Genomic DNA, 15,102 nt, shown 5'->3' on the forward strand with positions numbered 1-15,102 from the left:
CCATAGGGACAGTGCGGAGTTTGCGCGTGGGCAACACGCGCAAGAGGGTGAGAGAACCTACGGGATTGATGCCCATGCCCACAGGGCGGCCCTGGCCGGAAGCGCGGGCGGTTTGCCCACTATTGCCGTCATGGCCGGGGGAGTGGACCGCTTCTACCCAGCCGGCAATGAGGACCTGCTGCGGACCGTGGCGAACCACGGCGCGGTCCTGGCCGAGGTCCCGCCCGGGTCCGCGCCGACCCGCTACCGGTTCCTGCAGCGGAACCGACTCATTGCGGCGTTGGCCTCCGTCACGGTCGTGGTCGAGGCCCGGTGGCGCTCCGGTGCCCTCAACACGGCCCATCATGCCGAGAGCCTGGGCAGGGCCGTGGGCGCCGTGCCCGGATCCATCCACAGCGCCAACTCCGCCGGCTGCCACCGGCTTCTGCGTGAAGGCGGCGCGGTGTGCGTCACGGATGCCGGGGAGATCGCCGAGCTCGCCTCCCCGAGCGGCGAGGCGATGCCCCCGGACAAGGCAGGCCGGTCCCGGGCCCACGATGGCCTGACCCTGGAGGACCTGATCCTGCTCGATGCCCTGCCGCTGCGGACCACCACCTCGGTTGAGAAGCTGGCCACGGTCGCCGGGCTGAGCCCGGACTCGGTCCGCGCAGGCCTTGGCCGGCTCACGCTGCTGGGGCTGGCCGAATCCCGGCACGGCGGCTGGAAACGCTCAGGGAAGGCGGACTGGGATGGCTGGCTTCACCGGGAAGAAGCGGCTCGCCGACCGGCTCCTTGAATGCCGGGGGAATACTGCCAGAGTAAGAGGGTGTCTACACAGGATCCCCCCGCTGCCCCGCCTGCCGCGACCGACGGCGATATGCAGATCGCCGCCGTACGCTTCGGCCGCTACCTGGAAGCCGAGCGGGGCCGGTCCGCCCATACAGTGCGGGCCTATCTCTCCGACGTCGAAAGCCTGCTGGCGCACGCCGCAACCGAGGGGGTCCGCGACCTTGCCGGGCTGGAGCTCGGGACGCTGCGGCGATGGCTTGGCGCCCAGAGCGAGTCCGGGAAGTCCCGCGCCACCCTGGCCCGCCGCGCCGCTACCGCCAGGGCCTTCACCGCCTGGGCTGTCCGCGAGGAGCTGATCGAAGCCGACCCGGCCCTGCGGCTCAAGGCCCCCAAGCGCGAGAAGTCCCTGCCCGGCGTCCTGCACCAGCAACAGGTCCGGCGGCTCGTCGACGACGCCGAATCCGCCTCGGCCGAGGGGGATCCGCTGGCCCTGCGCAACCGCGCCATGGTGGAGCTGCTCTACGCCACCGGCGTCCGGGTCGGCGAGCTCGCCGGCATGGACGTCGACGACCTTGACCCGGACCGCAGAACCCTCAGGGTGCTTGGCAAGGGCAACAAGGAACGTACGGTGCCTTACGGGCTGCCGGCTGCGCTCGCCGTCGACGACTGGCTCCGTCGCGGCCGGCCGGTCCTCGCAACCGGGACCAGCGGCCCGGCGCTCTTCCTGGGCGCGCGCGGCGGACGGGTGGACCAGCGCCAGGTCCGCAGCGTGGTCAAGGAGATGCTGGAACGGCTCGGAGACACCGCCGCCACCGGGCCGCACGCGCTGCGGCACTCCGCAGCGACCCACTTGCTCGACGGCGGGGCAGACCTGCGCGCCGTGCAGGAAATCCTCGGGCACAGCAGTCTTGCCACCACCCAGATCTACACCCACGTGTCCGTCGAGAGACTGCGGCAGAGCTACCAGCAGGCCCACCCCCGGGCCTGAGGATCGCCGGCGCGGCGCGTCCGGGCGGCCGGAGAGGCCCACAAGCCGGCGCGGATTCCTGCCCGGGATTCCGCCCGCAAACGGGCCCGGCGCCAAGCGGACCAGGGTCCGTCTACAGGTCTGCTGAACCGGGCACGGCGCGCCGCAAAAGACGCGCCGAATCGCACTGGCGTAATTAGGAGGGGTAGGGCAGAATAAAACTCACGCCCGGGAAGTTTCAAGTTGAACTTGAAGCTGGAATGCAACACGTCCCAGCTTTGAACCCGGTTGTATATTAGTAGTCTGGCAGGGACCGCCGGCACAATTTCGGATCCGCGCAACAGACAGACATCCAGGCACAGGTCGTTGGGGAAGACGTACCTACAGCTATGGAGGATGGAATGTCTGTTGCACTGACCCGCGGTGTGTTGTTCGTTCACTCGGCCCCGACTGCCTTGTGCCCCCACGTCGAGTGGGCCATAGGGTCTGTCGTGGACAAGCGGACGGACCTGGAGTGGACCGCTCAGCCTGCCGCGCCCGGAATGTTCCGGGCCGAGCTGTCGTGGACCGGAACGCCGGGCACGGGGGCTCAATTGGCGTCCGCTCTGCGAGGCTGGGCGCACCTGCGCTATGAAGTCACTGAGGAACCCAGCCAGGGGGTCGACGGCGGCCGCTGGTCGCACACCCCGGAGCTGGGGATCTTCCACGCCACCACCGACGTCCACGGCAACATCATGGTGTCCGAGGACCGCATCCGCTACGCCTACGAATCCGGCGCCGGCGACCCCTCGGCCGTCTACCACGAGCTCTCGCTCGCCCTGGGCGAGGCCTGGGATGAGGAACTCGAGCCGTTCCGGCACGCCGCCGAAGGCGCCCCAGTGCGCTGGCTCCACCAGGTCGGCTAGGTCTTCACCGGGCGCACCACTGCAGCAATTCCATAGCTAGGCGCCAAACGAGCAATGGCGGCAATGTTCATGAAGAACATTGCCGCCATCTGCGTTCCGGGCGGGGGAGCGGGAAGGAGCAGCTACACGCTGCGCACCGCGATCACGGCGTTGTGGCCGCCGAAGCCGAACGAGTTGCTCAGCGCGGCGATGCTGCCGGCCGGCAGGTCCCGGGCCGACGTGACGACGTCGAGCGGGATTTCCGGATCCTGGTTCTCGAGGTTGATCGTCACGGGCGCCTTGCGGTCGTAGATGGCCATGACGGTCAGCACGGCTTCCACGGCACCGGAGGCGCCGAGCAGGTGCCCCATCTGGGACTTGGTGGCCGAGACCGCGACGGAGTCCACGTGCTTGCCCAGGGCGGCCTTGAGGGCCGCGTACTCGGGCTTGTCGCCCACCGGGGTGGAGGTGGCGTGCGCGTTGACGTGCACGATGTCTTCGGGCTGGATGCGGCCGTCGAACATGGCAGCCTTCAGCGCGCGGGTGGCGCCCAGGCCCTGGGGGTCCGGGGCGGTGATGTGGTAGGCGTCGGCGGTGACCGACGTGCCGGCCAGTTCGGCGTAGATCCGGGCGCCTCGGGCCAGGGCGTGTTCTTCGGCCTCAAGCACCAGGGCACCGGCGCCTTCGCCCATGACGAAGCCGTCGCGGTCAAGGTCGTAGGGGCGTGAGGCGTGCTCGGGATCGTCGTTGCGGCGCGAGAGGGCCTGCATGGAGGCAAAGGCGGCGATCGGCATCGGGTGGATGGCGGCTTCGGCGCCGCCGCAGACGACGACGTCGGCCTTGCCGGCGCGGATCAGGTCCAGGCCCACGTGCACGGCCTCGGTGCCGGACGCGCAAGCGGAGACGGGGGTGTGGGCGCCGGCGCGGGCGCCCAGGTCCAGGCTGACCGCCGCGGCGGGGCCGTTGGGCATCAGCATGGGCACGGTCATGGGCAGGACGCGGCGGGGACCCTTTTCGCGCAGGGTGTCCCAGGCATCCAGGAGGGTCCAGACGCCGCCGATGCCGGTCGCGAAGGCAACTGCCAGGCGGTCGTGGTCGATTTCGGTGATGCCGGAGTCGGCCCACGCCTCGCGGGATGCGACCACGGCGAACTGGGTGGACGGGTCCATGCGCTTGGCCTCGACCCGGGTCAGGACGTCCAGGGCAGGGGTGGAGGCGCGTGCGGCGAAGTGGACAGGCAGCTCGTACTTGGCCACCCAGTCGTCCTCAAGCGTGTGCGCGCCGGAGACGCCCTTGAGCGCGTTCTTCCACATTGTGGGGACATCGCCGCCGATGGGTGTGGTGGCACCCAGACCGGTAATGACTACTTTGCGTGCCATGGGATCACTCTCTGTCGGTGCGCCTGCCGTATCCGGAACCGCGAAGGGGATGGCCGGGGCCTGCGAGGGGAAAACGTTGGGGTCGTTCTATTGCTGGTGGTCCGGTCCGGGCGCTGCTGCAGCGCCCGGACCGGCACCGGGGTCCGCCGTTGCCGGCGGAAGCCAGACTAGGCCTGGGCGTTAGCGATGAAGCTGACGGCGTCACCGACGGTCTTGAGGTTCTTGACCTCTTCGTCCGGGATGCGGACGCCGAACTTCTCTTCGGCGTTGACCACGATCGTCATCATCGAGATGGAGTCGATGTCCAGGTCCTCGGTGAAGGACTTGTCCATTTCGACAGCCTCCGTGGCCAGGCCGGTCTCTTCGTTGACGATTTCAGCCAGGCCGGCCAGGATTTCTTCGTTGCTAGCCATTGATGGCTCCTTTTCTGGTTATTGCCCTCGGCTGCCGGCGAATTGCCGGCAGCCTAAGGGCGGAAATGATTCAAACCGAGGGTTCGGCTTGGTGCGGGAATGCTTGCGAGCACAGCATGCGGGCGAGCCCTGAAAGAAGGACATGCGGTGCAAGGGTGATACGGGCGAAACGTATTTAGTTCGGAAAAGCGGTGGCTGCCTAGGGAAGCACGACCACCTGGGCGCCGAAGACCAGACCGGCTCCGAAGCCGATCTGCAGCGCCAGCCCGCCGCTGAGCTCGGGGTTTTCCTCAAGCAGGCGGTGGGTGGCCAGGGGGATGGACGCCGCCGACGTATTTCCGGCGTCGGCGATGTCGCGGGCGATCTTGACGGTCTCGGGCAGCTGCAGCTTCTTGGCCATCTCGTCGATGATGCGCATGTTGGCCTGGTGCGGGATGAACGCGGCGAGGTCCTCGGACCGGATGCCGGCGGCATCCAGGGCCTGCTGGGCCACCTTGGCCATCTCCCACACGGCCCAGCGGAAGACAGTCTGGCCGTCCTGGCGCAGGGTCGGCCACAGGGACGCGTCGGTCACGGCCGCTTCCTCATCGCTGACGGCGGCGCCGTGCTTGCCGGTCAGGGCGAGCTCGCGGATGTCCAGCATGGAGTGGGTCATGCCGATGGCATCCCACTTGCTGCCGTCCGAACCCCACACCGAGGGGCCAATGCCCGGGGTGTCGGAGGGGCCGATCACGACGGCGCCCGCGCCGTCGCCAAGCAGGAAGGAAATGGTCCGTTCCGTGTTGTCGATGACGTCGGAGAGCTTTTCGGCACCGACCACCAGGACGTAGGAGGCGGCGCCGGAGCGCACCAGGGCGTCGCCCTGGGCAATGCCGTAGCAGTAGCCGGCGCATGCCGCCGAGATGTCGAAGGCCGGGGCCGGCGTCGCGCCGAGGCGGTCGGCGAGGCTCGCTGCAGCGGACGGGGTTGCATACGGGTGGGTGACCGTGGAGACGATCACTGCGCCGAGCTGGGAGGCCTCGATGCCGGCCTTCTGCAGGGCTTCACGTGCGGCGCCCTCGGCCATGTCAATAACGCTGACATCGGCGGGCGCGCGGTGCCGGGTGATGATGCCCGTGCGCTGGCGGATCCACTCATCCGAGGAGTCGATCCACTGGCACACGTCCTCGTTGGTCACGATCACGCTGGGCCGGTAGGCGCCGATACCCATGATGCGGGTGTTTGCCTGCACGGGTGCCTGCTTCAGAGTGGGAACGCTCATGCCCCTCCCTCCAGTTCTGCAAATAGGGCCAGGGCCGCGGAAAGGTCGTTCGGGGTCTTGACGGTGACTGTCTTGACGCCGGGCATGCCGCGCTTGGCCAGGCCGGCCAGTGTCCCGGCGGGAGCCAGTTCGATCACGCCGGTCACCCCGCGCTGCACCATCGTCTCCATGCACAGGTCCCAGCGGACCGGTCGGGAGACCTGGGCGATCAGGCTGTCGACGGCGGCGGCGCCGTCGGTGACTTCCGCGCCGTCGAAGTTGGACAGCAGCGGTACCTGCGGGTCCTTCGGGTGCAGCGACGGACGCAGGGCCTGCAGGGCCGCGCCGGCGGGGGCCATGTGTGAGGTGTGGAACGCGCCGGCGACCTTCAGCGGAATGACCCGGGCCTTGGCCGGCGGGTTCTCCGCCAGGGCCTTCAGTTGCTCCAAGGTGCCGGCGGCGACGATCTGGCCCGCCCCGTTGACGTTGGCGGCCGTGGCCCCCGCGGCGCCAATGGCTGCCAGGACCTCGGCGGGGTCGCCGCCCACGACGGCACTCATGCCGGTCGGGGTGGCGGCAGCAGCGGCCGCCATGCTGTTGGCGCGTTCGCGGACAAACGTCATGGCTTCAGATTCCGACAGGACGCCGGCGAGGGAAGCCGCGGTGATTTCGCCGACGGAGTGGCCGGCGAGGATGACGGGAAGTGTGCCGAGTTCGACGTCGAACAGCGACTTTGCGGTCACCAGGCCCGCAGCGACGATCAAGGGCTGCGCGACCGCGGTGTCCTTGATGGTCTCCTCATCGGAGGTGGTGCCGTGCGCGGTGAGGTCGATGCCTGCTATTTCGCTGAGGGAGGCCAGGAGGCCTGCGACGGGTGGCAGTTCCAGCCAGGGGGCCAGAAAACCAGGGGTCTGGGAGCCCTGTCCAGGGCAAACGATTGCAAGCACGTAACCAGCTTTCCAAATTACCGCGTGAACATTCGTGTTTTCATGCACCAAGCTCACTGGGTCAGTTTGTAGGAAGTCTACAACGGTTCAGGAGCCGTTGCGGGGAGGTTGCCGCTCCGTGGGGGCCTTAGGCGGGGTAGAAAGCCGGCCCACGACGAGGGCGGTCTGGAGCACGAACGCCTCCCGCGGCAGCAGCGGATCCCAGCCGGTGACGTCGCAGACGCGCTTGAGCCGGTAGCGCACCGTGTTGGCGTGGACGAAGAGTTCCCGGGCCGTGGCCTCAAGCGAATGGCCCAGTTCCAGGTACGTGCCGAGGGTCTCCACCAGCCCGTTGGAGGCGGCGAGCAGGGGGCGGTAGATGTTCTTGACCAGCGAGCGGCGGGCGGCGTCGTCGCCGGAGATCACCCGCTCGGGGAGCAGGTCATCGGCCGCCACCGGGCGCGGCGCGGACGGCCATGCACGGGCCGCGGTGAGGCCGGCAAAGGCCGACTGGGCGGAGCCGCTGGCCTCGAGGAGGGACCCGGCCTCCGGGCCGTAGACCACCGGGCCGGGGGCAAAGAGTTCGCTGAGCTTCAGGTACGCGGTCTCCCGGTCGTGGACCCCGCCGAGGATCAGGATGAGCCGGTCGCCCTGGATTCCCACGAGGGCGTCCTCGGCGAAGCGCCCGGCGGTGCGCCGCAGTTCGCTGACGTAGCTGGCGCTTGGTTCGGACGGGGAATTCCCGACCATGACGGTGAAGCGCTCCTGTGCTTTCCAGCCCAGGGCCGCGATCCTGGACCGCAGCGCGTCGGTGTTTTCGCCGCGGAGGATGGCATCGACAATCAGGGCCTCCAGCCGGGTATCCCAGGAGCCGCGGGATTCCGCGGCGCGGGCGTAAACGTCGGCGGCCGCGAACGCGACCTCCCGCGAGTAGCGCAGCACGGCTTCCCGGAGGGCCCCCTGGTCCGCTTCCGGGGCGATCACCGGGACCTGGTCCTCGACGACTTCGACCACGATCCGGATCAGCTGGAGCGCCTTCTGCAGGCTGATGGAGCGGGTCAGTTCGGTGGGGGCGGTGCCGAAGACGTCGGAGAGGATCCACGACGGCGAACTCGGCCGCTCGTACCAGGTGACGAAAGCCGCGATGCCGTTCTGGGCCACCATGCCCAGGGCGGAACGTTCATCCGAGTTCAGCCGGCCGTACCACGGCAGGGACTTCTCCAACTGGCGCAGCGTCGTCGTCGACAACTGGCCCACGCTGGCCCGGAGCTTCTTGAGGGTTTCGGCTTTCTCCGGAGTCATCGCCCTCGAGCTCGGCTTGCGTTTTTCGGGAGTGGTGATCGGCTCTGCCATGCATTGAGCATACGGGGCGGGCCGCCCAAGCTCCATTTGTGCGAAGGCTACAACTGCCCTTGTCCTGCATCACAGCGTCCCGCAGCAGTCCAAGGCGCGCGAAACAAGGCAGGCGGGGCGGTTAAACGCCCGACGGCGGCCCCCACCTTTCGGTGGGAGCCGCCGTCGGAGATTCGCCCTTGCGCCGGAGCGCGGTTAGGAGTCGCCGCCCGCGTTGCCGGTGGTGCCGGCGTTCACGTTCAGGAGACGGTACTTCTCGATCGCCTGGGCCGGCGCCTGGGCGTCGACCTCGCCGCGGCGGGCCAGCATCTGCAGGGAACGGACCACGATGGAGTGGATGTCGTTCTTGAAGAAGCGGCGTGCCGCGGCACGGGTGTCGGAGAAGCCGAAGCCGTCCGCGCCGAGCGAGGCGAACTCGTTCGGGAGGAACTGCCGGATCTGGTCCGGTACGGCCTTCATGTAGTCGGTGACCGCAACGATCGGCCCGGTGGCACCGGCGAGCTGCTGGGTGACGAACGGGACGCGGGCGGGCTGGCCGGGGTTGAGGAAGGAATCTTCCTCGGCGGCCATGGCGTCGCGGCGCAGTTCGGTCCAGGAGGTAACGGACCAGACGTCCGCTGAGACGCCCCAGTCCTCGGCGAGGACCCGCTGGGCTTCGAGGGCCCAGGGAACAGACACGCCCGAGGCCAGGATCTGCGTGCGCGGGCCGTCAATCTTGGCCGGCGCCAGCAGGTAGATGCCCTTGATGATGCCCTCGACGTCGAGTTCCGCCGGTGCCGGCGGCTGCACGATCGGCTCGTTGTAGACCGTGATGTAGTACATCACGTTCCGCGACGGGTCGTTGTCCTCAATTTCTTTTCCGGCTTCGCCGGGACCGTACATCCGGTTCAGGCCGTCACGCATGATGACGCCCATCTCGTAACCGTATGCCGGGTCGTAGGTGACGACGGCGGGGTTGGTTGCCGCCAGCATGGGGGAGTGCCCGTCGGCGTGCTGCAGGCCTTCACCGGTCAGCGTGGTGCGCCCTGCCGTGGCGCCGATGATGAACCCGCGGGTCATCTGGTCGGCGGCTGCCCAGAAGGAATCGCCCGTGCGCTGGAACCCGAACATCGAGTAGAAGACGTAGACCGGGATGAGCGGCTCGCCGTGCGTGGCGTACGACGTACCGGCGGCGGTGAAGGCTGCCACGGACCCGGCCTCGTTGATGCCGGCGTGCACGATCTGGCCGGAGATGGACTCCTTGTACGCCAGGACGAGCTCGCGGTCCACGGAGAGGTAGTTCTGGCCGTTCGGGTTGTAGATCTTCGCCGTCGGGAAGAACGCGTCCATGCCGAACGTGCGGGCCTCATCGGGGATGATCGGCACAATCCGCTTTCCGAACTCCTTGTCCCGCATGAGGTCCTTGAGCAGCCGGACAAATGCCATGGTGGTGGCGGCGTGCTGCTTGCCGGAGCCGCGGTTGGCGACTTCGTAGACCTTCTCATCCGGGAGGGTGACGTCGGCGTGCTTGGAGCGCCGCTCGGGGACGAAGCCGCCAAGCTGCTTGCGGCGGTCCATCAGGTACTGGATCTCCGGGGAGTCCATGCCGGGGTGGTAGTACGGCGGCCGGTAGAGGTCCGCTTCGAGCTGCTCGTCCGTGATCGGGATGCGCAGGTGGTCGCGGAAGGCCTTGAGGTCCGCGAGGGTGAGCTTCTTCATCTGGTGGGTCGCGTTGCGGCCCTCGAAGTGGGTGCCCAGGCCGTAGCCCTTGACCGTGTGCGCCAGGATGACCGTGGGCTTGCCCTTGAACTCGGTCGCGGCCTTGTACGCGGCGTAGACCTTGTTGTAGTCGTGCCCGCCGCGCTTGAGGTTCCAGATCTGGTCGTCGGTCAGGTCCTGGACCATTTCCTTGGTCTGCGGGGTCTTGCCGAAGAAGTGCTCGCGGACGAACGCGCCGGATTCGGCCTTGTACGTCTGGTAGTCGCCGTCGACGGTCTCGTTCATGATCTTGACGAGCGAGCCGTCCTCGTCCTTGGCCAGCAGGTCATCCCACTCGCGGCCCCAGACGACCTTGATGACGTTCCAGCCGGCACCGCGGAAGAACGCTTCGAGTTCCTGCATGATCTTGCCGTTGCCGCGGACGGGACCGTCGAGGCGCTGGAGGTTGCAGTTGATGACGAAGTTGAGGTTGTCGAGCTTGTCGTTGGCCGCGAGCTGCAGCAGGCCGCGGGACTCGGGCTCGTCCATTTCGCCGTCGCCCAGGAATGCCCAGACCTGCTGGTCCGAGGTGTCCTTGATGCCGCGGTTGTGCAGGTACCGGTTGGACTGGGCCTGGTAGATGGCGTTCATCGGGCCGATGCCCATCGAGACGGTGGGGAATTCCCAGAACTCCGGCATCAGGCGCGGGTGCGGATAGGAGGACAGGGCGTGCCCTTCCTTGGACTTCTCCTGGCGGAACCCGTCCAGGTCCTCCTCGGAGAGCCGGCCCTCCATGAAGGCGCGGGCGTACATGCCGGGGGAGGCGTGGCCCTGGAAGAAGACCTGGTCGCCGCCGCCAGGGTGGTCCTTGCCGCGGAAGAAGTGGTTGAAACCGACCTCGTACAGGGTCGCGGCACCGGCGTAGGTGGAGATGTGGCCGCCGACGCCGATGTCCGCCCGCTGTGCCCGGTGCACCATCACGGCGGCATTCCAGCGCAGCCAGGCACGGTACTTGCGTTCGATCTCTTCATCGCCAGGGAATGCCGCTTCCTGGTCGACCGGGATGGTGTTGACGTAGTCCGTGGTGGTGACCATCGGAACACCCACGCTCTGCGCGCCGGCCCGCTGGAGCAGGCTGCGCATAATGTACTGGGCACGTTCGGTGCCTTGTTCCTGAATCAGGGTATCCAGGGACTCCAGCCATTCGGCGGTCTCTTCCGGATCACGATCAGGCAGCTGGTTTGTCAACCCGCTGAGGATATGGGAGGTATCTTCTCCTGCAGCCACGTCCAACCTCTCTTTGAGCGCATCTATCGGCACCCTCAGCTCCGGGCAGGGTGACTGCCTGGCGTGAACGCGACGTGTGCGACATATCGGTTACAACAGCCCGGTCGTATGCGCCGGGCAAGGTCCAATCACGGTACGCCTGCCTGTATCAGCCGGGCGGTTGCCCGCGCAGGCGTAGTCGTCATCAGCCACTCTAGCCGTGCGGACTGGTGGATGCGTAGCCGCCGTATGGACCCGCCGCCGTATTTCACGGGCATACTGGTTGTGTGACGAAGCGCTGCCCTGCAGCCTCCGGATCGCCTCGTGTGACGCAGAATATGGCGGATCGCGGTGCCAACAGCTTGAAGCGAGAGCTCAAAGGGTGTTGGCTTGGAGTAATGGAAATCACTAGTGCCATTGAAAACATGAAGCAATTCAAAAAGCATAGGAGCAACACGTGAGCGAGGCCGACGCCGCCACTTCGGTAAATGTGGCGGAGAAACTGGGTTTCAAAGACGGGGACCTGATTCAGGAATTCGGTTATGACGACGATGTCGACTTCGACTTGCGGGACGATATCGAAGATCTCACGGGCTCTGAGCTTCTCGATGAGGACGATCACGAGGTGGTCGACGCCGCCATTCTCTGGTGGCGGGCAGGTGACGGAGACCTTGTGGACACGCTGGTCGACTCGCTGACCACTCTCACCGAGGGTGGCGTGGTCTGGGTCCTGACCCCCAAGTCCGGCCGGGACGGCTACGTCTCGCCCGCGGACATCCAGGACGCCGCGCCCACTGCAGGTCTTCACTACACCACCTCCGCCGGCGTCTCGAAGGACTGGAGCGCCACCCGGTTGGTCACGCGGAAGAACAAGTGACCCAGGCGGTCCAGCACGAGGCCTCTGCGGTGTCTGCCGCTGCGCTGCCCGCCGCCGTGCGTCCTGTTCCCGGCGGGGTACCCGGCGTCGGCGATCCCGCACCGGATTTCGAGCTCGCCAATCAATTCGGCGAACCGGTGCGCCTCTCGGACCTCCGCGGCCGCAATGTCGTCATGGTCTTCTACCCGTTCGCGTTCTCCGGCATCTGTACCGGGGAACTGTGCGAAATCCGGGACAACCTGGCACTGTTCGAGGCTGCCGATGCCGTCGTGCTGGCGGTCTCGGTGGACAGCAAGTTCGCCCAGCGGGCCTATGCCGAAAAGGAAGGCTACGGCTTCGACCTGCTCGCCGACTTTTGGCCGCACGGCGCCGTGGCCTCGGCTTATGGCGTGTTCGACCCTGACAGCGGCATGGCGCTGCGCGGCACCTTCATCATCGACGCGGCGGGAATCGTCCGCTACGTCGTGGTGAATCCCCGCGGCCAGGCCCGGGACTTCGCCGAATACCGGGCTGCCCTCGCAGGACTCGGCGGGAACTGACCCGGTGAGGCAGCGGCGGCCAGGAATCGGCATGACCGGGTTTGCCAGTCTCCCGCCGGTCACGGCCGCCGGGACCGCCGCGGAGCTCCAGCGCACCGAACTCGAGGCCCTGCAGGACATCCACGGACTCCTGTCCGGGGGCCAGTTTGCCGTGCTGACCGGCGCCGGCCTGAGTACGGATTCAGGGATCCCGGACTACCGCGGGCCCGGCGCCGCGCCGCGGACCCCTATGACCTACCAGGAATTCATCGGCGAGCCGGGAAACCGGCAGCGCTACTGGGCCCGCAACCACATCGGCTGGTCACACCTGCGCAGGGCGGATCCCAACGCGGGCCACGCCGCGGTAGCCCGGCTGGAGCAGCAGGGGCTGCTCACCGGACTCATCACCCAGAACGTGGACCGGCTCCACGAGGACGCCGGCAGCGTCAACGTGGTGGACCTGCACGGCCGGTTCGACCAGGTGGTGTGCCTGGACTGCCACCGGCGGTTCAGCCGCCGGATGCTGGCGGGTGTCCTGGAGGAACTCAACCCCGGGTTCCTCGAACGGGCGCAGGCCGCCGGGGTGGTTGACATGGCGCCGGACGCCGATGCCGCCGTCGAGGACACCCGACTGATTGAGTCGTTCGTCGTCGCCCGCTGCTTCGCCTGCGGCGGCACCCTGAAACCGGACTTCGTGTACTTCGGGGAAAACGTGCCCAAGGACCGGGTGGAGCGCTCCTACGCCATGGTCGACGCCGCCCGGGCGCTCCTGGTGGCCGGCTCCTCACTCACCGTGATGAGCGGCCTGCGTTTTGTCCGCCACGCGTCGAAGCAGGGCAAAGCCGTCGTCATCATCAACAGGGGACCGACCCGCGGCGACGGCCTTGCCACCATCAAGCTGGAGGCAGGCGTCAGCGGGGCCTTGACTTGGCTCGCCGCCGAGCTGCCGCCCTTGTAGCGACGGCCGGGCCGATTGGCGCTGGGCCGGTGACATCCGGTACAGTAACTGTTCGTTGGTTGAAGCGCTCAAGCGCGGAAACCGCGGTTTGGGTCTTTAGCTCAGCTGGTAGAGCGCCACGTTTACACCGTGGATGTCATCGGTTCGATCCCGGTAGGACCCACCACAGAAAACCCCGTCATTCCGGACCTCATGGTCCGCAAGGGCGGGGTTTTGTGCTTCCAGGTGACCCGTTCGGGCGCTTTTCGGGGCCGCTGATGAGCCCTACGGTCCCTTCGAGGAGGGCATAGGCGTTGGCCAGCCGCTGCACAGCCTGCGACTGATTGGTCGACACGCCCTTTACGATCGAATCCAGCACAACTGGCTTCGCCTTTTCCAGTTTCTGAGCGTTCGATTCAGCCATCTTGGATTCCCCTTGGCCCTTCGCAGGGCGCCGCGTGTGCCGGCACCCGTCGAACGTCACCATCTGCCGCGAAATGTCTGACATTGGTGACCTGGGGCGAAGGGCGCTCACCTCGTCTTGGGGAACCCCGCAGAGTAGGGTTAAGTGATTTGTTCAGTATCGAAGGACCATTGGGGACAACCATGTTTTACGGCGTCACGCGCTACAGCCTTTTCTCTCCCGGATCGCACTCTTGGAAAACGTCTCGGAGCGGCGTCTTCAAGACCCCGGAGGACTACATGCAGTACTTGTTCTCCGAAAAGCGCCTTAGTCTTCGAGCTGAGATGTTCTTCGAGAAGGCCGTGCCTGCCCTTTCCGCGATGGCGGAAAACCATGACTACAAACACTTCGTGATGTATTCCGAGTTGCTCCCGAAGCGGCATCAGGAAATTTTGTTCGCGGCCGCGGCCAGGTATCCGTTTCTGGTTCCGGTGGAATGGAACGACGTCGTGCGGGGAACAGGCATCGAAGAAGTCAAGCCCCTGATTGAGCAGGACCTTGCCAGTAAGTTTGACGCCGACGCCGGCGTGCAGCCGGTCGCGTGGTTCCGCCTCGACGACGACGACCTGCTCGCCGTCGACTACCTGACCCAACTTGAGGTGTACCGGACCCTGAACCATGTGGGGATGGCCATCTCATTCGGACTCGGCCTGACGGCCTACAGGGGCGAACATGAGTTGGTAAACCTCCGGGAGTTCTACCACCCGAAGTCCGCCCAGGGGATGGCCTTCGTGTCAGCGTTCGACCCGCGCCAGCGCAGCCTCTCGATCGTTACGCCCGGTCCGCACCACGGTGTAGACCAGGTGATGCCGACCATCCTTGACTCCCGGGAGCACATGTTCTTCCAAGTCCGTCACGGCGATCAGGACTCGACATTGAACGAGACCCCGCATGAGCGCGTTGCAGCTTCCCTGGCGCGGCTGGACAGGCTTCCGGCGGTGCGGTCGGCCGACATTTCGGCGGAAAAATGGCCGAGTCTCATCGAGGACATCGTCCGCGGCGAACCTGTGCCGCACGAGCATTCCGCGCCGGGCGCGGAACCCCTGCGCCTGACCCAGGAGACGGCGATTACGTTTCCGTTGAATTCGGCGGTCAAGGCGGGGTTGGTCGAGTTCGAGTTCGAGTACGAATCGGCCAGCAGGCTCCAAGGCGGATTTGCTGTCGTCTCCTACCAGCTTCACGGAGTCGAAGACATTGATCCCGAGGAGCTCGGTCTCCGGCATAGCTCCACCTACGGACTAAGCCGGCAGGCGTGGTCGAAGAGTGCGCACGGCGTCGTGCGCCAAAGCTTTCTGCTGCCGGAGGGCGTCAGCATCTCCGGCATTACGCTGAGGGGCAAGAACCGTCAGCCCGCAGACGTTTTCATCCGCCTGCGCCAGCCGCGCGTCGTGGCCGTACACGCCGCCGACTAAAGACCGTTGCGGTGCACGCCGC

General features: G+C 66.9%; 13 protein-coding genes, 1 tRNA gene and 1 pseudogene. 8 read left to right on the top strand and 7 right to left on the bottom strand.

Annotated features, from left to right (window positions below; all coding sequences use genetic code 11):
• Window positions 1-58 precede the first annotated feature (58 nt).
• From C560_RS21125 to C560_RS0102940, 3 genes and pseudogenes are all read left to right on the top strand, one after another.
• Window positions 59-775 (top strand): annotated as a pseudogene (locus C560_RS21125) (DNA-processing protein DprA); the annotation flags it as partial.
• An 81-nt stretch (window positions 776-856) separates the two neighbouring features.
• Window positions 857-1,756: a tyrosine recombinase XerC gene (locus tag C560_RS0102935; RefSeq protein ID WP_026537069.1), complete on the top strand. Its 900-nt coding sequence runs from the start codon at window positions 857-859 to the stop codon at window positions 1,754-1,756.
• A gap of 380 nt (window positions 1,757-2,136) precedes the next feature.
• Window positions 2,137-2,640 (top strand): DUF3145 domain-containing protein, encoded by a 504-nt coding sequence (locus tag C560_RS0102940; RefSeq protein WP_026266435.1) that lies wholly within the window; start codon window positions 2,137-2,139, stop codon window positions 2,638-2,640.
• Between the two features lie 122 nt (window positions 2,641-2,762).
• Here C560_RS0102940 and fabF read toward each other — a convergent pair whose 3' ends face one another.
• From fabF to aceE, 6 genes are all read right to left on the bottom strand, one after another.
• Window positions 2,763-3,998: a beta-ketoacyl-ACP synthase II gene (fabF, locus tag C560_RS0102945; protein WP_026537070.1), complete on the bottom strand. Its 1,236-nt coding sequence runs from the start codon at window positions 3,996-3,998 to the stop codon at window positions 2,763-2,765.
• A 167-nt stretch (window positions 3,999-4,165) separates the two neighbouring features.
• Window positions 4,166-4,411 carry an acyl carrier protein gene (locus C560_RS0102950; RefSeq protein WP_018773434.1) on the bottom strand — a complete coding sequence of 82 codons (246 nt, stop codon included), beginning with the start codon at window positions 4,409-4,411 and terminating at the stop codon, window positions 4,166-4,168.
• Between the two features lie 199 nt (window positions 4,412-4,610).
• Window positions 4,611-5,672 (bottom strand): beta-ketoacyl-ACP synthase III, encoded by a 1,062-nt coding sequence (locus C560_RS0102955; RefSeq protein WP_026537071.1) that lies wholly within the window; start codon window positions 5,670-5,672, stop codon window positions 4,611-4,613.
• Complete coding sequence (locus C560_RS0102960) at window positions 5,669-6,598, bottom strand: ACP S-malonyltransferase (protein WP_026537072.1); 930 nt, start codon at window positions 6,596-6,598, stop codon at window positions 5,669-5,671. The genes C560_RS0102955 and C560_RS0102960 overlap by 4 nt, the downstream gene beginning before the upstream one ends.
• Window positions 6,599-6,685: 87 nt before the next feature.
• Window positions 6,686-7,930, bottom strand: coding sequence for a PucR family transcriptional regulator (locus C560_RS0102965; RefSeq protein WP_026537073.1), 1,245 nt, complete (start codon window positions 7,928-7,930; stop codon window positions 6,686-6,688).
• A gap of 195 nt (window positions 7,931-8,125) precedes the next feature.
• Complete coding sequence (gene aceE, locus C560_RS0102970) at window positions 8,126-10,894, bottom strand: pyruvate dehydrogenase (acetyl-transferring), homodimeric type (protein ID WP_026537074.1); 2,769 nt, start codon at window positions 10,892-10,894, stop codon at window positions 8,126-8,128.
• 436 nt (window positions 10,895-11,330) lie between these two features.
• Here aceE and C560_RS0102975 point away from each other — a divergent pair, with 436 nt between their 5' ends.
• The 4 genes from C560_RS0102975 (at window position 11,331) to C560_RS0102990 (ending at window position 13,392) form a co-directional block, all read left to right on the top strand.
• Complete coding sequence (locus C560_RS0102975; RefSeq protein ID WP_018773429.1) at window positions 11,331-11,750, top strand: DUF3052 domain-containing protein; 420 nt, start codon at window positions 11,331-11,333, stop codon at window positions 11,748-11,750.
• 44 nt (window positions 11,751-11,794) lie between these two features.
• Entirely contained in the window at window positions 11,795-12,289 is a 495-nt protein-coding gene (locus C560_RS0102980) for a peroxiredoxin (protein WP_043422540.1), read from the top strand.
• Between the two features lie 4 nt (window positions 12,290-12,293).
• Window positions 12,294-13,226, top strand: a complete 933-nt coding sequence (locus C560_RS0102985) for an NAD-dependent protein deacetylase (RefSeq protein WP_026537076.1) — start codon at window positions 12,294-12,296, stop codon at window positions 13,224-13,226.
• Window positions 13,227-13,316: 90 nt separating this feature from the next.
• Window positions 13,317-13,392 (top strand) — tRNA-Val (locus C560_RS0102990).
• A 24-nt stretch (window positions 13,393-13,416) separates the two neighbouring features.
• Here C560_RS0102990 and C560_RS23280 read toward each other — a convergent pair.
• The gene (locus tag C560_RS23280) at window positions 13,417-13,629 is read right to left on the bottom strand and encodes a hypothetical protein (RefSeq protein ID WP_155855728.1); all 213 of its coding nucleotides are present in this window, start codon (window positions 13,627-13,629) and stop codon (window positions 13,417-13,419) included.
• Between the two features lie 86 nt (window positions 13,630-13,715).
• Between C560_RS23280 and C560_RS0102995 the strand changes: the two genes are divergently transcribed.
• On the top strand, window positions 13,716-15,080 hold the full coding sequence (locus tag C560_RS0102995) for a glycosyltransferase (RefSeq protein ID WP_155855729.1): 1,365 nt from the start codon (window positions 13,716-13,718) through the stop codon (window positions 15,078-15,080).
• Window positions 15,081-15,102: the final 22 nt, after the last annotated feature.

The organism is Arthrobacter sp. 9MFCol3.1 (assembly GCF_000620385.1).
Taxonomy (GTDB): Bacteria; Actinomycetota; Actinomycetes; order Actinomycetales; family Micrococcaceae; genus Arthrobacter.